The organism is Streptomyces sp. NPDC048352, assembly GCF_040651895.1.
In the GTDB taxonomy this organism is placed as follows: Bacteria; Actinomycetota; Actinomycetes; order Streptomycetales; family Streptomycetaceae; genus Streptomyces.
In genome coordinates this window covers 197,033-219,764 of the sequence record NZ_JBEZKZ010000001.1, presented here as the reverse complement: position 1 = coordinate 219,764, position 22,732 = coordinate 197,033, and the positions used below count along the sequence as shown (strand labels likewise).

Here is a 22,732-nt window from a genome sequence, read left to right as displayed (position 1 = left end):
CACCTCCTGAGGCTTTCCATGCCCCCGACTCGCGCCTACCCGCGTCACCTGCCCCGTAACTTCCGCCCCCGCAGCCGGCCTGCGGGGGCGGGGGCTTCCTCAGGCGTCCGTGTCCTTGGCCATGGCTCCTCGGATGGCGTCGCGGGTCCGGTCCACCAGGGCGGCCACGGGGCCCAGCACCATGTTGGCCGAAGCGCTCTCCACCCCCGGATGCGGGTGGGTCGGTGCCATCTTCTCGGCGGCCTTGACCGCCTTGGCCATGGTCATCAGCCGGGCTCGGGAGCTGCTGCGGCGCAGCTGCGCGAATTCGTAGCGTTCCTCGGCACGGGCGTGCGCGAGGACGGCATCGCGCAGGGAAAGCAGCGCCGGCATGAACTTCGGGTCCCCGGTGTCCATGCCGTCGAGGCGCGCCAGGAGCTCCTTGGCCGCGTTCTCTTCGGCGAGCCGCTCCTGCACGACGTCCTCACCACCGTCGAAGACCCTGCGGGCGTGGGGATGGACGACCTCCTCCTCCGCCGTCTCGTGGACGGCCAGGAGCCGCACCAGGCGGTCGAAGGCGTCCTTGCGGGCCTCGCCCCGGCTCAGCCGTACTTCGTCGAAGAGGGTGTGGATCTGCCCGTGCTGGCGTACCAGGAGAGCCACCACGTCCTCCCCGGCCGCAGGGTCACCCACCTGCTTCTCGTCGTCCTGCACACGATCCTCCTGCGAGTGCGAAGGTGCCGGCGGCACCCGGGTCTTCGGTCGGCTCACGCGCGCTGCGACGGGTCGGGATGCGGCCCCTCGGTCTCCACGCGGTAGTCCCGTCCGAACATCTCCTGGTGCTGTTCGATGACCCGGTCGCTGGGCGGCGCCTCCCCGTCGTGGATCCGCGCCTGCATGTCCTCGAACCGTTCGTGCGCCTCCCGCACGTAGCCGGCACCCAGCGTGGTCAGGTCCATCTGCGTGGCCAGGAGCTCGCGCAGGTAGGCCTTGTTCGGCTCGAAGGTGAGCACGTCGGGCAGCTCCGGCGCGAGGATCTCCTCGGGATCGCGCCCGTCGTGGCGCCGCATCATGTCGCACGCGAGCCGCAGGTGCTCCAGCTCCATGTTCAGGTGCAGCTCCCACACGGCCTTCACCTTGGGGTGGCTCTCCTGCTCCATGAAGGAGTGGTAGAGGTAGCACTCGTTGTACTCGTGGGTGACCAGCTGCTCCCACCACGTCTCACCTGGATCCACCAACGACTCGTAGTGGGTGACGTGCTCTTCCTCGATGAGGCCGATCTCCTGGTAGAGCTGACGGGCGATCGGTTCCATATAGGTGGGACCGGTGTTCATGTAGAAGTTCATCGTCTGCTGCTCGGCCGACAGGATCGTCAGCGCGTGGAGCTTCGACAGCGGATCGGTGGCCGCCTTGTCGTAGGCATCGCGCACGTTGTCCGCCGGATTGCGGTGGTGCATCCGGGTCGGGCGCCCCGGCATCACCTCGGTCAGGCCGTCCACGATCGCCTCGGCCTTGCGGTGCTCGATCATCTCGTACAGGTTCGCGTACCGGTACAGGTGGTCGAAGTCCTCCAGCACCCCGAACTCGTACGCCTGCCGCAGATAGGGGTCGGGTTCCATGCGCGCCACCCACGACGTCAGGTCGACCGCGACCTGCTCGTACGCGATCGTCGTCTCCAGCACCGACGACACCCCGGGCAGCAGCCAGTTCACGACCTTCTGCTGCTGCGCCTCGATGTAACGGGTGCCGGCCAGTTGCCGCTTCACCTCGGGATCCACACAGTTGCGCGCGAGGTCGTGGCTGAAGAGGATGGCCTCCACCTCGATGCCGTTCATCGCGATGATGCGGCACCGGGTGTACGGGTCGCTCGCGTCCGGGTCGATCGGGGAGACGTTCAGCTCACGCCAGCTGCGCAGCTGGCGGTCCAGGGGGATACCGCGCTGTTCGAGCGGGTTGAAGGTCATGACGGTCACCGGCTTCCGAGCGGTTCCTGGTCCCGGGCACGATGCCCCGGGGACGGTGGCGGACCCGGGATCGCATGCCGCCGGACGGCTGCACGAAAGCCGTGATCCAGGCAGAAGGCCTTCCCGGGCCTCCTCCAGCCTTCAGCAGCCACCCGCCCGTGCGGCGCCGGACCGGCCGCGGGTCCGGCAACCCCACCCTTTCAGCCGAGCGGCACGCGCGGGACGACGCCCTCCGGCGCGCCGGCCCGACTGCTCGGGCGGCGCGGCCGGAGGGCGTCGTCACTTCACAGCTTGCGCGGCTCGGAGTTCTTGACCGGTTCGGCGACGTCGATGCCCGCAGGGATGAAGCCGCGCTTGCCCGCGGCCGCCAGCTCCGCGAGGTGCTGCCGGTACCGTGCCGGGGAGACGACCTTGGCGTTGAGGAGCATGCGCGAGTGGTCGACGCCGCACAGCTCCGCGCACTTGCCCCTGAAGGTGCCCTCCCGGCTGGGCGTCACCTCGAAGACGTTGACGTTGTGCCCTGGGAACACGTCCTGCTTCATCAGGAACGGCAGCACCCAGAAGGAGTGGATGACGTCCCTGGAGGTCAAGACGAAGCGGACCTTCTCCCCCTTCGGAAGCCAGAGGGTGGGCCCCGGATTGCCCGTCTGCGGGTTGCGCGTTCCGGGGACACCGACGTCGTAGACACCCTCGGCGCCCTCGGGGAAGGCGTTGCTGAACCTGGCCGGGATGACGTGCAGGGCGCGGTCGGCCTTCGCGTCGCCGGTGCCGGCGCTGCCGTCCACGTCCTCGATGTAGTTGAAACCCCAGCTCCACTGGAAGCCGACCACGTTGATGGTGTGGGCCGGCTTGGCGGAGAGGCTCAGGAGCTTGGCCTCGTCACGGGCGGTGAAATAGAAGAGCACCGAGACGATGATCAGGGGGACCACCGTGTACAGGGCCTCGATGGGCATGTTGTACCGGGTCTGCGGGGGGATCTCGACCTTGGTCCTGGTGCGCCGGTGGAAGATCACCGCCCAGATGATCAGCCCCCACACGAGCAGCCCCACGAGGAGCGCCGCCGCCCAGGAACCCTGCCACAAGGACAGGATCCTGGGCGCTTCTTCCGTGACGGGGGTCGGCATCCCCAGACGCGGGAAGCTCTGCCACGTGTATTCACAGCCCGAAGTCGTCGACAGGACCAGACACGCCAGGAGCACCTGCCCCGCTCTCCGCCGCTTCGCGGCCCGCCGTGCGCGGGTCCAGCCGTTGCCCTCCACTGCGCCTCCTGAAAGCCTGTCCGGACACCGGTCGGACGACGGCGGTGTCCTCGCCGTCGCTGACCTGAACCGGACACGAGGTGGGGACCGCGGTGCGGCAGGTCGTGGGAGGCAGGCCGGACACGATTCCCCGGACGGCCCCGCCAACGGCAGCGCAGCGACCATTGTCGGGACGAACCGCGGGGAACCAGCCCTGCGCGGGTCCGCGCCGCGCCGCGCTCACCCGTTCGGCCGTCACGGACATCGCGGCCGCCGGCCTCCCACGGCTCCCCGGCCCCACGCCCCGGATGGCGGGGTGGGTTGATAGCTTGATCATCATGAATCAGAGCCAGGTGCTGGAGGCGTTCCGCTGCGAAGCCGAAGAACTCTCCCGGGCGGTCACAGGCCTCCCGGATGCCCAGTGGGATCTCCCGACACGGTGTGAACCGTGGTCCGTACGAGAGCTGTTGGGCCATGTGTGCGTGGTGATCGCCTGGTTGCCGGACATGCTGGACGCTCCGTCGCCGGACCGCGCCGAGGTGTCCGCAGTGGAGTACTACCGGCCCGACGACCGTTTCGCCCCGGAGACCAACACGGCCCGCATCGCCCTGGCGCAGGGCCACGCGGCCGGGCGGGCCGACGGTGCCGCGCTCGCCGAGGACTTCGCCGAGACCTGGCAGCTGGTGGACCGGCTGTGCCGTGCCGAGCCCGAGACCCGCGTGGTGCGTACTCGGCACGGGGATGCGATGCTCCTGTCGCAGTTCCTGCTCACCCGGGTCGTGGAGGTCGCCGTCCACGGCCTGGACCTCGCCGAGGGGCTGGGGCGCGAGCCGTGGCTGACCCCGCAGGCCGCGGACGCCGTCCTGGAGCTGCTGCTCGGCCCGGACCGGATGGCCGTGCCCGCCGCACTCGGCTGGGACCGGGTCACGTTCCTGCGCAAGGCCACCGGGCGCGAGCCGCTCGGGGCGGCGGAGACCGCCGAGGTCGAACGGCTCGGCATCCGGTGGCTGACACTGGGCTGACGGCGGGACGACGGACCTACGGCCGACCGCACGAACCGAAGGCAGCCGCGCGGCACGAAGCGGCACCGGCGAGCCGCGACCCGGCAGCCGACACGGCGCGTCCCGCCGCCCGCCGCACCGGGGCGGAGGAACGTGCCGTCACCGCACGGCAGGCTTATCGTCCGTATATGGGCGACGTGCGGTGCGACGGGTGCGGTACGCGGCCACGACAGCGCGCCGCGGCGGTGGCCGGCGTGCCGGACCCGGCCGGACAGCCGGCGCGGGCAGCGGTGCCGGCGGACCGGAGGACCGGGGCCGGCCGGGCACGGACCGCGACGGCGCTGGGCGCCGGCGCCGAGGCGGCCCGGGGACGCGTCACAGGCACCCGCGGCGCTGCGGGGGCCGGACGGCACGCATGACCGGCCAGGCGCACGTTCCCTCCCCCGGAGGCGGGCCCGGCCCGGGTGCGGATCCACCGGATGACGTGCTGGGCGAGATCCTGAGGGACACGGGTGCCTCCGTCGGGATGGTGTACCTGCTGGCGCCGGGGGAGCGGGTCCTGCACCTCGTACTGATCTCGGGTGTGTCCCGGCGCATCGCCGCTCCGTGGGCCCGCATCCCCCTCGACGCCACGATTCCGGTGGCGGACGCCGTCCGCCACCGGCGACTGGTCTGGCTCGGCCACCAGGAGGACGTCGCCCGCCGTTACCCCCGCCTCGGCATCGTCCTGCCGTACGACTTCATGCTCGCCGCAGCCCCGATCGCCTCCGGCACCACTGCCTACGGCGGGGTGGTGCTGCTGTGGCCCGTCTGGCACCCACCGCACCTGAGCCCGGCCGAAGAGCAGACGATCACCGCCGGCTGCCGTCGTGCGGCGGCCTTCCTCAGGCAGGCTGCCGACAGCGGCCGTCCCCTGCGGATCCCGGACGAACCGCGCCGGCTGCCGCCGCCGGACCCCCGGGAAGCCGATCCGGTGCAGGCCCTGGCCGCCCTGGGGTTCACCCGGCGCCTCCCCGTGGGCTGCTGCGCTCTCGACCTGGACGGGCGGCTCACCTTCATCAACCCGGCCGGCACCGAGCTGGTCGGGGCCGCGTCCGCCTCCTTGCTCGGCAGACGTCCCTGGGAGGTGCTCCCGTGGCTGCGGGACCCGGTGTTCGAAGACCGCTACCGGGCAGCGGTGGTCGCCCGCCAGCCGACGTCCTTCACCGCCACCCGCCCACCCGGCACACGGCTCTCGTTCCAGCTCTACCCGGACGACACCGGCATCAGTGTCCACATCTCTCCCGCCGCCGAAGCAGCCGCCGGTCCCGCGGCCGCGCCGGGACATCCGTCCTCCGCCGAGCCCGTCGGCGCGGCGGCGCTGTACCACCTGACGCACGTCGCCACTGCCCTCGCGGAGGCCGCCGGCGTCAAGGACGTGGTCGAACTGGCCGCCGACCAGATCGTGCCGGCCTTCGGCCCCAAGGCCCTGGCCCTGATGACCGTGGAGGACGGACGCCTGCGGATCACCGGGGACCGCGGCTACAGCGCCGAACTGATGGCTCACTTCGACGCGGCGTCCCTGACCTCCGACATCCCGGCGGTGCACGCCGTCACCACCGGTGCGCCCGGCTTCTTCCCCACCTTCGCCGACCTCAAGCGGGCGCACCCGCCGGCTGTCCACCTGGACCGGATGGCCTCCTGGGCGTTCCTGCCCCTGACCGTGTCAGGCCGCCCCGTCGGATCGATGGTCCTGGGCTACGACCTGCCCCGCGCGTTCCCGCCTGCCGAGCGGGCCCTGCTCACCTCACTGGCCGGGCTGATCGCCCAGGCCCTGGACCGCGCCCGCCTCTATGACGCCAAGCACGCCCTCGCCCACACCCTGCAGACCGCCCTGCTGCCCCGCACCCTGCCGCACGTCCCGGGCCTGGACACGGCCGCCCGCTACAAGCCCGCCGGCCACGGCATGGACATCGGCGGCGACTTCTACGACCTCATCCGCTCCACGCCCACGACGGCCGTCGCGGTGATCGGCGACGTCCAGGGCCACAACACCACCGCCGCCGCCCTCATGGGCCAGGTCCGCACCGCCGTCCACGCCCACGTCACCGCCGGCGCTTCTCCCGGCGACATCCTCGCCCGCACGAACCGCCTCCTCGTCGACCTCAGCCCCGGCGTCTTCGTCAGCTGCCTCATCGCCCGCCTCGACCTCACCCACCACCGCGCCCAGCTGGCCACCGCGGGACACCCCCCTGCGCTGCTGCGCCACCCCGACGGCCGGACCCGCACCGTCCCCCTGTCTCCCGGGCTGCTGTTGGGCATCGATCCGGACGCCGACTACCCCACCACCGACATCCCGTTCCCGCCCGGCGCCCTTCTCGCCCTCTACACCGACGGACTCGTGGAAAGCCCCGGTACCGACATCGACCACGCCACCGCCGCGCTCGCCGGCCAACTGGACGCCGCGCAGCCCGAGGACCTGAACGCCGTGGCCGAAGCCCTCCTCCAGCACGCCGAGCGATCCGCACCCCGCCACGACGACATCGCCCTGCTCCTCATCCGGGTGACGTCCGCTCGATCCCCGTTCGAGGAGTCCTCGCCTCTGTCGTGTCAGCGTCAAGGCTGCACGGCTCCGCTGGGGACGAAAGGACACGAGGAATGACCAAGTCAAGGCGCAGCTTCGGCATCGGCGCGGTGGTGGCCGCGATCGTGGCGGCGATGATCACCTTCACGGGACCGCAGGGAGCCAGCGCGCAGGACCAGGCCCGCCGCGGATGGGACCACTTCACCTTCGGGGTGCCGTGGGAGGAGTCCTACGGGTACTCGCAGGGCATCAGGGCCGGGGACACGATCTACATCTCCGGGCAGGTGTCCCACGACGCGGCCGGGAACTTCGTCGGCGCCGGCGACTTCGAGAAGCAGGTGCGCACCTCGTTCGACAACCTGGACAAGGTCCTCGCGCACTACCGGGTCCCGCGCAGCCAGATCATCAGCATGAAGATCTTCACCAAGGACCTGCGCCAGAACTTCGACACGGCCGCCAGGCTGCACAAGGAGTACGTCGGCAACCACCGCACGACCGACACCATCGTCGGCGTCTCCGACATGTCGGTCCCCGAGCAGCTCGTGGAGATCGAAGCCATCGTCCAGGTCTCACCGCGCTCCTGACCGAGCGGACTCCTGTCCCTGCGGCGAGGACCACCGGGGACCCCCGAGGCGGCGGGTCCCCGCCCCCTCGGGGGTCCGCCGGCGCGTGTCAGGGAAGAGGGGGGCCGTCCGCGGGTCCGCTAGTACAGTTCCGCTGATCTTTGCGCGGCGGTAATCGAACAGTGGTACGGGCAACGGGGCGGGCGAGTGATGAGTACGGGCAGAACGGGAGCGGCGCCCCAGCGGCGCCTGGCCGTCCTCGACGGCATACGGGTCCTGGCCGCGCTGGCCGTGCTCTTCTACCACTACGTGGTCCTCGCCGGCGCCTGGGGCGAGCCGACCGCCGGGGTCTTCCCCGTCGCCCGTCGATTGGCGGTCTACGGCTGGCTCGGCGTCGAGATCTTCTTCCTCGTCAGCGGGTTCGTCATCTGCATGAGCGCCTGGGGCCGCAGCGTGGGCGACTTCGCGGTGTCCCGGGTCGCCCGGCTCTTCCCCGCCTACTGGGCGGCGGTGGCCCTGACCTCACTGGTGCTGTTCACCTGGCCCGAGGTGCGCCCGATCGCGGGGTTCACCGACGTCGTGGTGAACCTGTCGATGCTCCAGGGCGGCCTCGGGGTCCCGGACATCGACGACGCGTACTGGACGCTCTTCGTGGAACTCAAGTTCTACGTCCTGTTCGCACTCATGGCCCTGCGCGGGGTGACCTACCGCAACTGCGTGCTGTTCTGCGGGGTCTGGACACTCGCCGGGGTGGTGGCACCCACCGCCGACAGCGGGGTGCTGTCCTTCTTCGCGATGCCGTCCGCGTCCCCTTACTTCATCGCCGGCATGGCCTTCCACCTGATGCGCCGCTTCGGGCCGAACGCCGTCCTGTGGGCCGTCGTCGGCGTGCAGTTCCTCCTCGCGCAGCACTACGTGCACGCCCGCATGGTCTCCAGCCTCGGACAGGCCGCCACCGCGCAGACGCCCTCCTGGCCCGCCCACGTGATCATCCTGCTGGGCTTCGCCGTCATGGCGGCCCTCGGGCTCGGTGCCCTGGACGGCATTCGGTGGCGCTGGCTCCGGCACGCCGGCGCGGTCACCTACCCGCTCTACCTGATCCACATGATGGTGGGGCTGACGGCCATCCACCACTTCCGCGGCCGCATCGCCCCCGTGCCCCTCGTCCTCGCCACCACCGCGGGCGTGCTGGTGCTCGCCTGGACCGTCCACCGGGTCGTCGAGCGCCCGCTGGGCCGGCGGCTCGGTGCCGCACTGCGCCGCGGGCTACAGGACATCCGGACGGGAACCCCGGCCCGGCCCCCGCTCGACCGGCTGCCCGCCCAGCCCGGTGCGCCCGAGGCGGAACGCATCCCCGCCGGACCCTAGGCCGGACGGCGGCTCCCTTGACGGACGGCTCCGGGGGACGGCCGTCCGGGGCCGCGCGAGGCGTCAGTACGCTTGCCGGGGCCGGCCCGTCGATGTGAGGGCCGGCCGGTGCCACCCCGGGATCTCCGGTCCCACCACGCGCAACAGCCGGCGACAAGGAATCTGCATGCATCTCGCGGAACAGCACCGCGGCGACCGTTCGGCCGGCATCCAGCGGCTGCGTCGCCGCCTGGAGCGGCTGATCGGCGTAGCCGCGACGGAGGGCAACGACCTCACCGCCCTGCGCAACGGCGATGAGATCTTCCCGGCGATGCTGGGCGCGATACGGGACGCCGAGCACACGATAGACATGATGACGTTCGTGTACTGGCGCGGTGACATAGCCTGCGACTTCGCCGCCGCCCTCGCCGAGCGCGCCCGCGCCGGAGTGCGGGTACGGCTGCTGCTGGACGGCTTCGGTGCGAGGGAGATCGAGCCGGAACTCCTGGACGACATGGACGCCGCCGGTGTCCAGGTGGCCTGGTTCCGCAAACCCTTGTGGTTGTCGCCCCTGAAGCAGAACCACCGCTGCCATCGCAAGGCGCTCGTCGTCGACGAGCACACGGCCTTCACCGGCGGTGTCGGCATCGCCGCCGAGTGGTGCGGCAACGCGCGCAACCCCCACGAGTGGCGGGACACCCACGTCAAGGTGCGCGGTCCGGCCGTGGACGGCATCGCGGCGGCCTTCGCCCAGAACTGGGCCGAGTGCCACGACGAGCTCTACGACGACCGCGACCGCTTCACCGAACACGAGCAGCCCGGCTCCTCCGTCGTGCAAGTGGTGCGCGGCTCGGCCAGCTTCGGCTGGCAGGACATGCAGACACTCATCCGCGTCATGCTCACCTCCGCCGAGCACCGCTTCCGCCTCGCCACCGCCTACTTCGCTCCCGACACCTACTTCGTGGACCTGCTGTGCGCGACGGCGCGGCGCGGAGTGACGGTCGAGATCCTGCTCCCCGGCCCCTACACGGACCAGCGGGCCTGCCAGCTGGCCGGCCAATACCATTACGCCCGCCTCCTGGAGGCGGGCGTGTCGATCCGCCAGTACCAGCCGACCATGATGCACGCCAAGATCATGACGGTGGACGGGCTGGCGTCGCTGATCGGCTCCACCAACTTCAACCGGCGGTCCATGGACCACGACGAGGAGGTCATGCTCGCGGTCCTGGACGAGGACTTCACCGCCGGCCTCGACCGTGACTTCGACGCCGACCTCGAACGCAGCGAGACCATCGACCCGGGCCGTTGGAAGCGCCGGGCGGCCCTGCAACGCGCCCGGGAGGCCGCGGTGCTGCCCATCCGCCGGTTCCTGTAGGGCGTACGTGTCTTCGGGCGCGCGGGGCGCCGGTCCGCCCCGACGATGTACGGTCGCAGGTGATGGGCGGTCTGCGCCGAGGTACGACGCGGGTGGGAGGTCTGTATGGAGTCGCCGCGGGTGACGGTCCGGCCTGAGGCGGACGGTGTGTGCGTGGTCGTGTGCTCGGGGGAGTTCGACCTGGACACGATCGGGAGACTGGAGGCGGCCTGCGAACGGGAGGCTGGTGGCGCGACGCGCCTGGTGCTCGACGTCTCGGGGGTGGAGTTCGCCGACTCCTCCTTCCTCAACCTGCTGATCCACCTGCGGAACACGCGCCCGCTGCTGCTTGAGGGGCCGCTGCCGCACCAGCTGGTGCGCCTCCTGGAAATGACCGGCGCGCTCGCCCTGTTCGAGGTACGCGACAACAGCCGGCGGACGGCCTGATCACCGGACGGTGCGCTGCGGGCGGGCGTCAGCGGGGGGCGGCGGCCTGCTCGTTCACACGGCCTGTCGCAGGAGGGTCGAGGGGGCGACCCCGTAGGTCGTGCGGTGGAGCGTGGCGAACCGGCCGGGGTGGGCGAAGCCCCATTTCGCCGCGATGGCGGTGACGGTCGTGGTGAGCGGGTCGGCAGCCCTGAGTTCGGCGTGCGCGCGGGCCAGGCGTACCCGGCGCAGGTGCGCGAGGGGCGTGGTGTTCGCGTGCCGGGCGAAGGCGTACTGCACCGCCCGGGGCGTGATCGGGACGGACGCGGCGATGTCGGCGATGGAGATGTCGCGGTGGGCGTTGTCCTCGATGAATTCGAGCACGCGGCGGAAGGTGTCGCCGGTGGCATCGTTCCGGTCGGCCGCCCGGGCCGGGAAACCGCGATGGTGCGGGAAGGCCGCCAGGGCGGTCGCCGCGACGAGTCGCGCCAGCTCGCCCGCCACCAGAGGGGTCACCGCGCCCGGGCCGGTGAGGACGTCGCGCACGTAGGCGGTGGTTGCCAGCCACCGGCGGGCCTCCCCGGTGTTCACGGGCCTGGTACCGGTGAAGCCGACCTTTCCCTTGTGCTCGTCGAGGGGCATGAGCGCGACCTTCTCGACGGCCGTGGGGTCGAGCGTGATCGCCTCGGTGGTCAGGTCGCTCGACGAGCCCCGGAACGAGGCGCCGGGTGTGTTCAGGACGATGCCGCCGCGGCCCGCCCGGTTCGCCTGCCCCGCGATCTCCAGATCGAGGAGCCCCTCGGTGGGCATGGAGAACACGATGCGGTCCAACGGATCACAGGCGTACGACAACTCGCCCGGCACGACGAGCTCCTCCCACGCCAGCGCCCCGACCGATACCCGCTCATGGCGCAGGGACCGGCCCGCCAGCTCACCGCGAGCCCGCAGACTCGTCCCGTAGGCACGGTCCAGGAACCCCCTCGCCTCCTCCTGGTCCCGCGTGGCGAAACAAGTCCGCGCCACTTCCCGCGCCACCTTCGGCTCCTTCCCCACCCGTACCCGGATCCGATCGACGACGCCCGCTGCGCGCCCGGGCCGGGGATGCCCGTACGCAGCTCTCCGGCGGGCAGCATAAATGATCTCGCCCCCGTGCCCGGCCCCGCCGGGGGACACCGGGTCGATGAGGAGGCGGTCAGGGACGCAGGGCGTAACAGCGGGGCACGTCGATGTCGGCGACCCGTACGGCGCTGATCGCGAGGTTCCTCAGGGGGCCCGCGTTCTTGCGCCGACCGGCGACTTCGGTGACGACCGAGAAGACACCGCCGGGCGCCAGTACGCGTCGTACCCGGTCGAGACAGGCGGGCTTGTCGTCCACCCACAGGTAGGCCAGGCGGCAGGTCACGGCCGCGTAGGCGGGCTCCGGCAGGGCGGCGAGGTCGTCGGCGGTGAAGTCCGTCAGCCGCCAGGCCGGCCCGGCCCCCGGCCCGGTGCCCCGGGCGGCGGCGATGGCACTGGGGGCGCAGTCGAGGCCGGTGACGCGGTAGCCGAGCCGGTGGTGGAGGTACCGTGCGAGAGCACCGTCCCCGCATCCGATGTCGAGGGCGGGCCGACCACGACCGGGGCCGAGGTGCTTCTGGAGGAAGTCGGTCTCGGGTCCCGTCAGCGGACGGTAGCGGCGGCCATCCGCCCAGAGCGGCTCCCAGTAGGCGGCCGGTGTCGTGGCGGTCACCGAGCTCCTTGGCGAGAGGTGGCTTGAGCCGGATGGCTACCCTCCGTCCCGGGGAGGGAAGCCGCACGGGTCATGCGTTCCCCGACGCGGGTGCCTATGATCGGCGTCGCCGAAGGGGGTCTGCCGTGCCCGAGTCCCGTATCCGACCGTCCTGGCGCGCGCCGGCGCTGTCCTGGATCCAGCCGGCGCCCCGGCACGCGCCGTACGCCGTCATCCCGACGGTGTACGGCGACTGCACCCTCTTCCGGGGGCCCGGCAGGCGGCTGAGCCCTGCTGCGAAAGCCGAGCAGTGGGAGCGGTGGCAGCTCGTCTTCGGCGGGGACACGGTTCTGGAGATCCAGGACGCCGCGGCACCGTGGTACGCCTTGCGGACCAGGATGCGCCTCGGCGTCCACGGGACACTCGAGGGTGTTCCCTTCACGGCCCGGGCCGAGGGCAGGTCGTTTCTTGCGCGTCGCCGCGGCATCCACTTCGCCCTCGGCGACGGGCAGACCCTGTCCTTCACCGCGCGTCGCCTCCACCGCTGCCTCGTCCGGGGCGCCGGTGGTGAGGAACGTGTGGTGGCGCGCTCGCGAGGCGCCGACTGCTGGGAGAGCGAGAGGCTGGAGCGCGGAGAGGTGGCGGTTCTGTGCTTCGTCGTGGTCTCGGGGGCCGACGCGCTCCTGACGTCTCCTTTGCTGAACCTCTGACGCGGAGGCAGCATCGGCCGGCCGGCGCCTGCGCGCACCCGGCTGCCGTCGTAGCAATACGCCGAGGCCGTCGCGAGTGGGGTTTGTCGGAGCGCGGGGGCCCCGTGGCGTCGCGGACCGACGTCACGGGGGTTCCCCCACCGCTGGCGGCTAGCGGCTGAGCGACTTGAGTGCCGCCGCGTCGTACGGCTTCAGTTCGTCGAAGCGGTTGCCGAGGACCTTCGCCGCCCACTGCGGGTCCTGGAGCAACGCCCGGCCGACGGCGACCATGTCGAACTCGTCGCGCTCCATGCGGTCCAGGAGGTTGTCGATGTCACCGAGCGCCGCGCCCTCGCCGGCGAAGGCGCGGAGGAAGTCGCCGTCGAGGCCGACCGAGCCGACGGTGATGGTCGGCCGGCCGGTGAGCTTCTTGGTCCAGCCCGCCAGGTTCAGGTCGGAGCCCTCGAACTCCGGGATCCAGTAGCGCCGGGTGGAGGCGTGGAACGCGTCGACGCCCGCCGCCGCCAGCGGGGCCAGGATCGCCTCCAGCTCGTCCGGGGTCTGCGCGAGCCGGGCGTCGTAGGCCTCCTGCTTCCACTGCGAGTAGCGGAAGATCACCGGGAAGTCGGCCGCGACGCGCTCGCGGACGGCCGCCACGATCTCCGCGGCGAACTTCGTACGGGCCACCGCGTCCCCGCCGTACGCGTCGGTGCGGCGGTTGGTCCGCTCCCACAGGAACTGGTCGAGCAGGTAGCCGTGGGCGCCGTGGAGTTCGACGCCGTCGAAGCCGATCCGCTCGGCCTCCGCGGCGGCGTCGGCGAACGCGCCGATGACGTCGTCGAGGTCGGCGCTGGTCATCGCCTTGCCGGTGCCCTCGGTGCCGTCGACGCGGATGCCGGAGGGGCCGACCGCGGGCGCGTCGGCGTACGGCGCCTCGCCCTGCTTGCGCACCATGCCTATGTGCCACAGCTGGGGAACGATCGTGCCGCCCGCCTCGTGGACGGCCGCGGCGACCTTCGCCCACCCCGCCAGCTGGTCCTCGCCGTGGAACCGGGGCACCCGGTCGCTCTGCCCCGCGGACTCGTGCCCGACGTAGGTGCCCTCGGTGACGATCAGGCCCACCCCCGCACCGGCCCGGCTCGCGTAGTACGCCTGCACGTCCTCGCCGGGCACGCCGCCGGGGGAGAACATCCGCGTCATCGGCGCCATCGCGATGCGGTTGGGGACGGTGAGGCCGTTCAGCGTGACGGGCCGGGACAGGATCTCGGCCGCGCGGGAGGCGGTGGACGTGGTGACGGTCATGCGGGTCCTCCGGTGTGAGGCTGGGGCTCGTCGGGTGACAACGAGAAGTGCATCATACACACGTTGTGTATCATGCATATTGCGGCGCTCCGGCCCCTGTGGGAGCCGCCCGCGGGCCACTCGTCCCGAGGTCCGCGGCACACGGGTTCGACCGGTCCGCGATAATGGAGCGCCGAGAGGAGCGGGAGACGCAGTGCTGGAGAAACTGGAGCGGGAGCTGATGCTGCTCTCGCGGCACCAGGTGCTCGCCCTGCGCGAGCGCGACCCCGAACGCCTGGAGCGGTCGGCGTACCTGCTGCTCAGCCGGATCGACACCCAGGGCCCCATGTCCATCGGGCAGTTGGCGGAGGCCTTCGGGCTCGACACCTCGACCGTGAACCGCCAGACAGCCGCACTGCTGCGCTGCGGACTGGCCGAGCGCGTCGCGGACCCGGACGGCGGCATGGCCCGCAAGCTGCGCATCACCGCCGAAGGCGCGCGCCGGCTCGCCGCAGACCGTGAGGCCAACCGCTCCTGTCTGGCCCGGGTGGTCGCCGGCTGGTCCCCCGAGGAGGTGCAGGAGCTGGAGGACGTCCTGGTCCGGCTCAACCGCAGCGCCGAGGCCCTCGAAGGACGCCACTGGCCGCGCACGGAGGAAGACGACGCCCGCGCCGCCTGCCGCCCGCCGGCCCCGTAGACCCCCGCACCGCAGGAAGCGCCCGCGTTCGAGCCGATCCTGCGCCTCCGTCCGGAGCGGCCGGAGTCGCAGAAGAGCGCTGGGCTAGGTTGGGGCGGCGTCACATGATCGGGATCCTTGGTCCGCCTGCCACCGGGCGCTGCTGCCCTGGGCGGCGCGCTTCCAGGACGACGATCCCCACCGCGCGGTGAGGACCGCCGTGGAACGCGCGCTCACGGGGCTCTGGGGCCGGTTGGACCCGGAGGGGCAGGCGAGGGACGCCGACGTGCGGGCGATCGCCGTTGCGTGCGATGCCTACCACCAGGGCTGGTTCGACGCCGTGATCGGTGCCGGGACCAGGCGTACCGGCCCGAACGGGGCCTGGCCGCCTTCGCTGCGGCCGTGGAGGGACGTCTCGTACGGCCACGGCCGGGGCAGAGCATTCCGCAGCACGATCGGCGAGCACCTCGACGTCTTCGCGAGATTCCGCTTCCAGGCCACGCTGGACATGCTCGGGCACGCCGAACAGGCCGCCCGGGCGGCGACGGGCGACGCTCCACAGCGGGCGGCGGATGCGGTGGTGGAGGTGCTGAAGGGGGCTTGGGCCCGGGCCGACAGACTCGGCTGGGACGACGCCGAGTGGTACCAGTACATCGAGGTGTACGAGCTGACCGGCTGGACGGTGGCGGCCCTGCGGGTTCCGGGCCCCAGCCCGTCCCAGGCCGCCGAGGAAGCAGAGCGGGTCGCCGAGCAGTTCCCCGACGGCCTGGACGGCTGGTCCCCGTGGACCTCGAAGGAACTTCCGGCTGAGTTCCTCGACCGGGTGGCGGAGGCCGTGCGGACTGTGTTCGCCAGCCCCCGTCCGAAGTGCGGCGGTCCGTCGGCGCTCTGACGGCGAGCCACGCCCTCCGGTCGTACGGGAAATGTGCGCACGAGTTCGATTCCAGCGGGTAGATTTCTCCGGTCATCAGCACAGGCAGGGGTGGGGAAATGAAGCTGGGCAAGGCCGTCGCGAGCGCGGCGGCGGTAGGGGTCATGTCCACGGGTCTCGTGGGCTGTTCGTTGTCGGGCAAGCAGGCCGCCGACACGGCCAAGGCCGTGAAGCAGGAGGCGGCGGACACCGCCGACGCGATGCTGGCGGCCCTGACCAAGGCATCCGACGCGGCGTCGCAGGCCGGCTCGGCCGAGGTCAAGATGACGGTGTCCATGGCCGAGACGGGCGGCCGGCCCACGGTGATGACCGGTGTCTACTCGTGGGGCAACGGCGTGGCCATGGAGGCCGAGCTCCCGGCCAAGGACGTGCAGATGGAGGAACTGGTCAAGGACGGCACGGTCACCTACCGCCTGGTCCAGGGCGCCTACTACTACCAGGTCGACCGGGCGGAGTCCGGCCCGTTCGAGGGGAAGACCTGGCTGAAGGTCGACGCCTCGGCCGTGCTGGGCGACAAGGGCGCGGCCGCGATGAACGGCCCGAACAACGACCCCACCGCCGGCCTGAAGACCCTCAAGTGGGCGAAGGGCGTCAACAAGGTGGGCAAGGAGGACGTGAACGGGAAGCCCTCCGTCCACTACAAGGCCACCATCCCCGTGGAGAAGCTGGACAAGCAGACCGCAGGGGCGGCGTACGAAGCCCTGGGCGGTGCGGGCACCGAGCTCGTGACCGACGTGTGGGTGGACGAGAAGGGCATGCCGGCCCGCCTGAGCCAGGTCTTCGGGAGCACCGCCATCTCCATGGACTTCCTCTCCTTCGGCGCGGCCAAGGAGATCGCCGCCCCGCCCGCCGCCGAGACGGCCGACATCACGGCGGCGTTCAAGGAGGCGAACAAGGCGCAGGGCTGATCGGCGCTCGTCGCCGAGTGCCCACGGGACGGCCGTCACCCGGAAACGGGTGGCGGCCGTCGCTCGTTGCCGGTCCCGGCGCTGGTCGCCCAGAGGCGGGGCCGGTGAACCCATCGCGGAGTCGGCTCTCAGCTGTCCGTGACGGCGCGCAGGGGGCCGAGGGCCGCCGCGCGGCGGGCGGGCAGGGCGGCCGCGGCGGCGCCGGCGCACAGGGAGAGCAGGACCACGCAGGCGAGGGTGCCCCAGGGCAGGGAGAAGGAGTACTGCGGGATCGCACCGTTGGCCAGTCCGCTGACCTTCCACGCCCCGAACAGGCCGCCCAGCAGCCCGAGCAGGGTGCCGAAGGCGGCGACGCAGACGGCTTCCAGGCAGATCATGCGGCGGACGCCGGAGCGGTCCATGCCGATGGCCCGCAGGACGCCGATCTCACGGGTGCGCTCCGAGACCGACATGGCCAGGGTGTTGACCATGCCGAGCCCGGAGATCAGTACGCCGATGGCGAGCAGGCCGAACACCATGGTCATCAGGTCGCCGGCGACGCCGGCCTGCTCCTCGACGAGCTCCGCACGGTTTTGGACCTTCAGCAGCGGGCTGTCGCTCACGGCGGCGCGCAGGCGCTTCTCCAGGTCCGCGGAGACCGCCCCGCCGGTGGTGCGGACCAGGACGCGCTGCACGGAGTCGTGCAGGAAGCCGCGCTCCTGCACGTCGGTGCGGTAGCCGATGGCGTCCTGGGCGGTGGGGTTGTCCCGGTAGACGCCGACGACGGTGTAGGACTCGTCGTGGTCACCGGCTCCGGGGCCGATGGCCGCCCGGATCCGGTCGCCGGTGGTGACGTGCTGGTCCCGGGCGAAGCTCTGCGAGACGGCGATGTGCCCCGGGCGCAGGGCTTCGGCGGAACCGCTGACGAAGTGCAGCTCCATCACGTCGTCCACGGTTTCCGGGTCGACCCCCGAGATGGTCTGGACGCGGCCGCCGGCGCTGATGGTGGAGTCCGCCACGGCCGAGGCGGTCCGTACGCCGGGCACGTCCGCGACGCGCCGGACGTCGGCGGCGGCGATGGCCGTGGTGGTGTCGCGCGCGCTGATGACGTAGTCGGCGCTCAGACCGGCGGCGGCCTGGGCATGGAGGGCCCGGCTCGTGGACTGGTCGATGACGGCGAGCCCGGTGACCAGCGCGGTGCTGAGCAGCAGGGTGGCGGCCGTGGCGGCGGTACGGCGCGGGTCGCGCAGGGTGTTCTCGCGGGCGAGGTCGCCCGCCACGCCGAAACGGGTGGTGAACCGGCCCAGGAAGCGCACCACCGGGCCGGCGAGCAGCGGTGCCGCCAGGACGAGGCCGAGTACGAGCAGGCCGGCGCCGGACATCGCGGTCCGCAGGTTCTCGTCGGTGGCACTGTCGGCGCCGCCGAGCGAGAACAGCAGCCCCACGCCGACGGCGACCAGGACCAGCCCGGCGCCCGCACGGACGCGGGACGCCACGGCGGACGGCGCCTGCTCGGCCGTGCGCATCGCCTCGACGGGAGCGATCCGCGCCGCGCGCCGCGACGGCAGCCAGGCGGCCGACACGGTGACGCCGACGCCCACGACGAGCGGGGCGAGGACAGCGGCCGGGCTGATCACCAGCGGTCCCCCCGGCAGCAGGTCGCCGGAGGTGCCCAGGACGTCCGGCAGCACCGCGGCCACCCCGAGGCCCGCCGCGAATCCGAGCGCGGACGCGGCGAGCCCGACCAGGGCCGCCTCGGCGAGGACGGAGAGGACCACCTGGCGGCGGGTGGCGCCGACGGCACGCAGCAACGCGATCTCACGGCTGCGCCGTGCCACGAGCATGGTGAACGTGTTGACGATGAGCAGCGTGCCGATGAACAGCGAGACCACGGCGAAGAGCACGGGCAGCCGCTCGTAGCTGTGGATCTTGCTGTTGGCGAAGACGGCCTGCTGCGCGGCTTGCGCGGCGCCGGTCGTGGCCTCGGCGCGGTCGGCCGGCAGCACCGCGGTGACCCGCTGGGACAGCAGGGGCTGACCGGTGCCGGCCGTGGCGGTCAGGTCGATCCGGTTGTAGTGCCCCGGCGCGGCGAAGAGCCGCTGGGCCGTGCCCCTGTCGAAGACCGCCAGGGTGCCGCCGGCGTTGACCCGGCTGTCATCGGTGGACACCAGGCCCACCAGCCGCATCCTGAGGACCGGTCCGTCCTTGGCGAGCGTGACGGTGTCGCCGAGCACGTAGCCGCCTGCGGCCGCGGTCCCGCGGTCGAGGGCGACCTCACCGCTGTCGCGGGGGGCGCGCCCCGCCGTCAGCGGGTGGCGGCCGTCCTTGCCGTCGGGGCCGGGAACGTAGGCGACACCGAACCTGCCCATCATGCTCGTGGCCCGCATCGGTGTGCCGTCCTTGGCGGCCAGGGTGACCGAACCGTCCGCGGCCGGGCGGACGGAGGCGACACCGGCGACGGCGGACAGCTTCCGCACGAGCACGTCGTCGAGCGCGGCGTACTGCTCGGCCTCCTCGGCGCCCGGGCGGGATGTCGGCGTCACGCTCACGTCGATGTCCGCGTAGTCCTGTGACATGGAGGCGCGGAAGGCGGCAGTGGTGGAGTCGGCGAAGACCAGGGAGCCGGTGATGAACGCGACCCCGAGACAGACCGCGAGCACGGTCATGGTCAGTCGGGCCTTGTGCGCGAGGACGTTGCGCAGGGCTGTTCGCAGCATGGTGGGCTTTCGAGGAGTGCGGGAGGTGAACGGCGGGCCGGGAAGACCGTCAGGTGGTGCGGCCCGGGGCTTCGAACGCGAGCATCCGGTCGAGTACGGCGTCGGCGGTCGGGTCGTGCAGCTCGTCCACCAGCCGGCCGTCCGCGAGGAACACCACCCGGTCCGCATGGGCGGCGGCCACCGGATCGTGCGTCACCATCACGACGGTCTGGCCCAGTTCGCGCACCGAGTCGCGCAGGAAGCCCAGCACCTCCGCTCCGGACCGGGAGTCGAGGTTGCCGGTCGGCTCGTCGGCGAAGACGATCTCCGGGCGGGACAGCAGGGCACGGGCCACCGCGACCCGCTGCTGCTGGCCGCCGGAGAGCTGGGACGGGCGGTGCGCGAGCCGGCCCGCGAGCCCCACCGTGTCGACGACGGTGTCCAGCCACGCCGCTTCGGGACGGCGGCCGGCCAACCGCAGCGGCAGCAGGATGTTCTCCAGCGCGGTCAGGGTGGACAGCAGGTTGAAACCCTGGAAGACGAAGCCGATCTTCTCCCGTCGCAGCTCGGTGAGCTGCCGGTCGTTCAGGGTGGACAGTTCGACACCGCCGATCCGGGCCGAGCCCGAGCTGACCGGGTCCAAGCCGGCCATGCAGTGCATCAACGTGGACTTGCCGGAGCCGGAGGGACCCATCACGGCCGTGAACCGGCCCCGCGCGAACTCCACGGACACCGCGTCCAGCGCGGTGACCCGGGTCTCCCCCTTCCCGTACGTCTTGGTCAGGCCGGACGCACGTGCGGCCGGCTCCGTGGGAGGGGTGCCGGGGGAGGGGAAAGCAGCTCGCATGGGGACTCCGCGTGGGGTGCGACGGCCCGCGACAAACGCCGCGGGCCGGGGGGACGCATCCATCCTCACGGCCCTGAACTGCGCAGACATCGTCCTACGGGCGGGAGTCGGCCTCTGCCGAAGGACCGGCCCGCCCCGGCTCCGCTCTGCCGAAGGTCAGGGACCCGGCCGCGGGGGCTCCCTCCCGGGGCGGAGACGCGGCAGGCGTGCCGCCGGCGTCCGGGACCCGCTCCCGCCTGAGACGCAGCGGGTGGGCCGCCTGCCTGCGGGATCCCGTCAGGAAGCCAGACCGGCCCGGTGGGCCAGCAGCGCGGCCTGGACCCGGCTCGCCGTACCGGTCTTGTCCAGGATGGCGCCCACATGGGTCTTCACCGTGCCGACCCCGATACCGAGCCGCCCGGCGACGTCCTGGTTCGAGAGCCCCTGGCCCAGCATCGCCAGGACCTCCCGCTCCCGGCCGGTGAGCCGGCCGATCCGCTCGTCCGCGACCACGGCCCCCGTGTCCTGCGAGGCATCGGAGCGCAGCATCCGGGAGATCACCGCCCCGGTCACGCCCGGCGAGAGTACGGCGTCCCCCGCGGCGGCCGCCCTCACCGCGCTGATCAGCTCCTGCGGCCCCTCGTCCTTCAGCAGGAACCCGGCGGCGCCCTCCCGCAGCGCCCGCACGACGTTGTCGTCGTCACCGAAGGTCGTCAGCATCACCACGCGGGGCGCCGGATCGAGGGCGAGCAGCGGCGCGATCGCGGCCAGCCCGTCGCACACCGGCATCCGGATGTCGACCAGGGCCACGTCAGGGCGGTGCGCGGCGGCCTCCTCGACCGCCGCGCGTCCGTCGGCGGCTTCGGCGACCACCTCGATGCCCTCCGCGTGGCGCAGGATCAGCCGGACCCCGTGCCGGATCATCGCCTCGTCATCGGCGAGCAGGACACGGATCGGCTCGGTGGACTGGTTCACGGGGTCTCCCAGGGCGGTGCGTCCCGTACGGACGCGACGGTGAAGCGGTCGATGGAGATGAGACGCTGCGCAGCGTCGAAGCAGTAGCGGGTGACGGCGAAGGCACCGGGGCGGGGGCCGGGCCCGGCCGCCGGGTAGACACACCCCGCCGCGCCCACCGGACGCGGCGGTTCATGCCCGGTCGCCGCGGCCCGCACGGCCGGACTGTCGAAGACCCCCTTCAACTCCTGGTACGTCATCCCCAGGCGCGGCGTCGGGGGCGGGACCACACCCCTCGGCTGGCTGTAGACCATCGTGACCGAGAGCGCCATCAACACCCACAGCGCCGCCGCGCCGAGACCGGACGTCACGGCCCTGACCGTCCGCGGGCCGCGCCCCAGCGCCCCCACGGAGCCGTCGAACGCCTCGGGTGGAGTGGCTGCCACGCCGCCTGCGGACGCGTTCCTCGCGACGGCGTCCTCCGGTTCCGCCGGGACGGCCGCCGACACCAGGAAACCGCCGGACGGCAGCGCACCGGCCTCGAAGACGCCGCCGAGCAGCTGGACCCGTTCGCGCAGGCCCGGCAGGCCACGCCCGGTACCGACCCCGTCCGGCGCCCCGGCGGAGGCGGCGGACGCGCCGTTGCGGACGGTCAGACGCACCGTACTCTCGCCGTGCTCGACCCGGACGAGGACGTGGGAGGCCGGCGCGTACCGGTGCACGTTCGTCAGGGTCTCCCGCACCACGCGGTGCACCGCCCGCCGTACCTGCGGCGGGCGGGCGTCGAGGTCGGGGCCGCTCCACTCCAGCCGGACGGCGATCCCGCCGTCCCGGGATTCCGCCACCAGCGCCTCGACGTCGGCCCGGGTGCCGGTGGCGTCGGTGAGCACGTCCGGCCCGGTGTCCCGGCCGAGCGGGCCGAGGACCCCGAGCGCCTGCCGCAGTTCGCGCATCGCGTCCCCGGTGGTGTGCCGCACCAGTGCAGCCTCCTCGCGCAGCTCCGGGTCGCACGCGCCGAGGGCGAGCTCCAGGCCGCCGGCGTGCAGCGAGATGAGGCTGAGCCGGTGACCCAACAGGTCGTGCATCTCGGCGGCGATCCTGGACCGCTCGTGGGTGCGGGCCTCGCTGTCGGCGAACCGCCGGGCCCGCTCGGCCGCGTCACCGCGTTCGCGCAGCGCCAGCAGCAGCCGGGCCTGCTGCCCGTACACGGTTCCGACCAGGCCGGGTACGACCACTGCCGTCACCGCCAGCACCAAGGCCAGCTCCAGCGCGCGGGTGACCGAACCGGGGCCGAGCGAGGGTCCGCTCGCGGCCGCCGACGCCGTGATCAGCAGGCTCGCGGCGCCGAGCAGGCGGGCGTGCCGACGCGGGCGCACCGTACCGGTCGCCACCGCGTACGAGGAGGCCGCCGTGACCGGGCCGACGACGGGGGCGGCGCCGGTGAGGACGGCGAGGACCAGGAGCACGGCGCCGGGCCGGCGCCGCCGCAGGGGGAAGAGAGCGGCGGCGGCCGCGATCGCGCACAGTTGGAACCCGGCGTGCGGCAGATCCCCCAACCGCAGGGAGACCACGAAGAGACAGAGCGCGGCGACCGTCACACCGGCGGTCTCGCAGACGGCCCGACCGACTCCGCCCGGACGCGCCGGACC

General features: G+C 72.5%; 20 protein-coding genes. 10 read left to right on the top strand and 10 right to left on the bottom strand.

All coding sequences use genetic code 11. The annotated features are described in order from the left end of the window. Window positions 1-99: 99 nt before the first annotated feature. The 3 genes from AB0D45_RS01040 to AB0D45_RS01030 all read right to left on the bottom strand — a co-directional run bounded on the left by AB0D45_RS01040 (window position 100) and on the right by AB0D45_RS01030 (window position 3,202). Entirely contained in the window at window positions 100-693 is a 594-nt protein-coding gene (locus AB0D45_RS01040; protein WP_362454693.1) for a hemerythrin domain-containing protein, read from the bottom strand. Between the two features lie 53 nt (window positions 694-746). Then, the gene (locus AB0D45_RS01035; RefSeq protein ID WP_362454759.1) at window positions 747-1,943 is read right to left on the bottom strand and encodes a hypothetical protein; all 1,197 of its coding nucleotides are present in this window, start codon (window positions 1,941-1,943) and stop codon (window positions 747-749) included. A 284-nt stretch (window positions 1,944-2,227) separates the two neighbouring features. Beyond that, entirely contained in the window at window positions 2,228-3,202 is a 975-nt protein-coding gene (locus tag AB0D45_RS01030) for a cytochrome c oxidase subunit II (protein ID WP_362454691.1), read from the bottom strand. 317 nt (window positions 3,203-3,519) lie between these two features. Between AB0D45_RS01030 and AB0D45_RS01025 the strand changes: the two genes are divergently transcribed. The 6 genes from AB0D45_RS01025 to AB0D45_RS01000 all read left to right on the top strand — a co-directional run bounded on the left by AB0D45_RS01025 (window position 3,520) and on the right by AB0D45_RS01000 (window position 10,456). After that, on the top strand, window positions 3,520-4,203 hold the full coding sequence (locus tag AB0D45_RS01025; RefSeq protein ID WP_362454689.1) for a maleylpyruvate isomerase N-terminal domain-containing protein: 684 nt from the start codon (window positions 3,520-3,522) through the stop codon (window positions 4,201-4,203). A 505-nt stretch (window positions 4,204-4,708) separates the two neighbouring features. Continuing rightward, entirely contained in the window at window positions 4,709-6,823 is a 2,115-nt protein-coding gene (locus tag AB0D45_RS01020; RefSeq protein WP_362454757.1) for a SpoIIE family protein phosphatase, read from the top strand. Beyond that, window positions 6,820-7,329, top strand: a complete 510-nt coding sequence (locus tag AB0D45_RS01015) for a RidA family protein (protein ID WP_361605799.1) — start codon at window positions 6,820-6,822, stop codon at window positions 7,327-7,329. The genes AB0D45_RS01020 and AB0D45_RS01015 overlap by 4 nt, the downstream gene beginning before the upstream one ends. A 189-nt stretch (window positions 7,330-7,518) precedes the next feature. Further along, window positions 7,519-8,676, top strand: a complete 1,158-nt coding sequence (locus AB0D45_RS01010) for an acyltransferase (RefSeq protein WP_362454687.1) — start codon at window positions 7,519-7,521, stop codon at window positions 8,674-8,676. 166 nt (window positions 8,677-8,842) lie between these two features. Continuing rightward, window positions 8,843-10,030, top strand: a complete 1,188-nt coding sequence (locus AB0D45_RS01005; RefSeq protein ID WP_362454685.1) for a phospholipase D-like domain-containing protein — start codon at window positions 8,843-8,845, stop codon at window positions 10,028-10,030. Window positions 10,031-10,150: 120 nt separating this feature from the next. Further along, window positions 10,151-10,456: an STAS domain-containing protein gene (locus tag AB0D45_RS01000; RefSeq protein WP_361605808.1), complete on the top strand. Its 306-nt coding sequence runs from the start codon at window positions 10,151-10,153 to the stop codon at window positions 10,454-10,456. A 54-nt stretch (window positions 10,457-10,510) separates the two neighbouring features. Here AB0D45_RS01000 and AB0D45_RS00995 read toward each other — a convergent pair whose 3' ends face one another. Both AB0D45_RS00995 and AB0D45_RS00990 read right to left on the bottom strand, forming a co-directional pair. Further along, window positions 10,511-11,470 carry a helix-turn-helix transcriptional regulator gene (locus AB0D45_RS00995; RefSeq protein ID WP_362454683.1) on the bottom strand — a complete coding sequence of 320 codons (960 nt, stop codon included), beginning with the start codon at window positions 11,468-11,470 and terminating at the stop codon, window positions 10,511-10,513. Between the two features lie 157 nt (window positions 11,471-11,627). Next, entirely contained in the window at window positions 11,628-12,164 is a 537-nt protein-coding gene (locus tag AB0D45_RS00990) for a class I SAM-dependent methyltransferase (RefSeq protein WP_362454681.1), read from the bottom strand. A gap of 125 nt (window positions 12,165-12,289) precedes the next feature. On the opposite strand from AB0D45_RS00990, the gene AB0D45_RS00985 reads away from it, so the two are divergent. Further along, window positions 12,290-12,853 (top strand): hypothetical protein, encoded by a 564-nt coding sequence (locus tag AB0D45_RS00985; RefSeq protein WP_362454679.1) that lies wholly within the window; start codon window positions 12,290-12,292, stop codon window positions 12,851-12,853. Window positions 12,854-13,003: 150 nt separating this feature from the next. Here the strand turns inward: AB0D45_RS00985 and AB0D45_RS00980 are convergent, their stop codons facing one another. After that, a complete protein-coding gene (locus AB0D45_RS00980) occupies window positions 13,004-14,134 on the bottom strand; it encodes an NADH:flavin oxidoreductase (RefSeq protein ID WP_362454677.1) in 1,131 nt (376 codons plus the stop codon). A 220-nt stretch (window positions 14,135-14,354) separates the two neighbouring features. Between AB0D45_RS00980 and AB0D45_RS00975 the strand changes: the two genes are divergently transcribed. The 3 genes from AB0D45_RS00975 to AB0D45_RS00965 all read left to right on the top strand — a co-directional run bounded on the left by AB0D45_RS00975 (window position 14,355) and on the right by AB0D45_RS00965 (window position 16,628). After that, on the top strand, window positions 14,355-14,810 hold the full coding sequence (locus AB0D45_RS00975; RefSeq protein ID WP_362454755.1) for a MarR family transcriptional regulator: 456 nt from the start codon (window positions 14,355-14,357) through the stop codon (window positions 14,808-14,810). A 199-nt stretch (window positions 14,811-15,009) separates the two neighbouring features. Beyond that, window positions 15,010-15,681 carry a hypothetical protein gene (locus AB0D45_RS00970; protein WP_362454676.1) on the top strand — a complete coding sequence of 224 codons (672 nt, stop codon included), beginning with the start codon at window positions 15,010-15,012 and terminating at the stop codon, window positions 15,679-15,681. Window positions 15,682-15,779: 98 nt separating this feature from the next. After that, on the top strand, window positions 15,780-16,628 hold the full coding sequence (locus AB0D45_RS00965; RefSeq protein WP_362454674.1) for a hypothetical protein: 849 nt from the start codon (window positions 15,780-15,782) through the stop codon (window positions 16,626-16,628). A 128-nt stretch (window positions 16,629-16,756) separates the two neighbouring features. Here the strand turns inward: AB0D45_RS00965 and AB0D45_RS00960 are convergent, their stop codons facing one another. From AB0D45_RS00960 to AB0D45_RS00945, 4 genes are all read right to left on the bottom strand, one after another. Continuing rightward, entirely contained in the window at window positions 16,757-19,324 is a 2,568-nt protein-coding gene (locus AB0D45_RS00960; RefSeq protein ID WP_362454672.1) for an FtsX-like permease family protein, read from the bottom strand. A gap of 49 nt (window positions 19,325-19,373) precedes the next feature. Further along, window positions 19,374-20,150: an ABC transporter ATP-binding protein gene (locus AB0D45_RS00955; RefSeq protein ID WP_362454670.1), complete on the bottom strand. Its 777-nt coding sequence runs from the start codon at window positions 20,148-20,150 to the stop codon at window positions 19,374-19,376. A 276-nt stretch (window positions 20,151-20,426) separates the two neighbouring features. Next, on the bottom strand, window positions 20,427-21,104 hold the full coding sequence (locus tag AB0D45_RS00950; protein ID WP_362454668.1) for a response regulator transcription factor: 678 nt from the start codon (window positions 21,102-21,104) through the stop codon (window positions 20,427-20,429). After that, window positions 21,101-22,681: a histidine kinase gene (locus AB0D45_RS00945; protein WP_362454666.1), complete on the bottom strand. Its 1,581-nt coding sequence runs from the start codon at window positions 22,679-22,681 to the stop codon at window positions 21,101-21,103. The genes AB0D45_RS00950 and AB0D45_RS00945 overlap by 4 nt, the downstream gene beginning before the upstream one ends. Window positions 22,682-22,732: the final 51 nt, after the last annotated feature.

Excerpts from the sequence above, each read along its gene's own strand:
- AB0D45_RS01025 (WP_362454689.1), top strand. The coding sequence starts at position 3,520 with ATGAATCAGAGCCAGGTGCTGGAGGCGTTCCGCTGCGAAGCCGAAGAA.
- AB0D45_RS00955 (WP_362454670.1), bottom strand. The coding sequence starts at position 20,150 with ATGCGAGCTGCTTTCCCCTCCCCCGGCACCCCTCCCACGGAGCCGGCC.
- AB0D45_RS00965 (WP_362454674.1), top strand. The coding sequence starts at position 15,780 with ATGAAGCTGGGCAAGGCCGTCGCGAGCGCGGCGGCGGTAGGGGTCATG.
- AB0D45_RS01020 (WP_362454757.1), top strand. The coding sequence starts at position 4,709 with ATGGTGTACCTGCTGGCGCCGGGGGAGCGGGTCCTGCACCTCGTACTG.
- AB0D45_RS00960 (WP_362454672.1), bottom strand. The coding sequence starts at position 19,324 with ATGCTGCGAACAGCCCTGCGCAACGTCCTCGCGCACAAGGCCCGACTG.
- AB0D45_RS00980 (WP_362454677.1), bottom strand. The coding sequence starts at position 14,134 with ATGACCGTCACCACGTCCACCGCCTCCCGCGCGGCCGAGATCCTGTCC.
- AB0D45_RS01005 (WP_362454685.1), top strand. The coding sequence starts at position 8,843 with ATGCATCTCGCGGAACAGCACCGCGGCGACCGTTCGGCCGGCATCCAG.
- AB0D45_RS01010 (WP_362454687.1), top strand. The coding sequence starts at position 7,519 with ATGAGTACGGGCAGAACGGGAGCGGCGCCCCAGCGGCGCCTGGCCGTC.
- AB0D45_RS01015 (WP_361605799.1), top strand. The coding sequence starts at position 6,820 with ATGACCAAGTCAAGGCGCAGCTTCGGCATCGGCGCGGTGGTGGCCGCG.
- AB0D45_RS01035 (WP_362454759.1), bottom strand. The coding sequence starts at position 1,943 with ATGACCTTCAACCCGCTCGAACAGCGCGGTATCCCCCTGGACCGCCAG.
- AB0D45_RS00975 (WP_362454755.1), top strand. The coding sequence starts at position 14,355 with ATGCTGCTCTCGCGGCACCAGGTGCTCGCCCTGCGCGAGCGCGACCCC.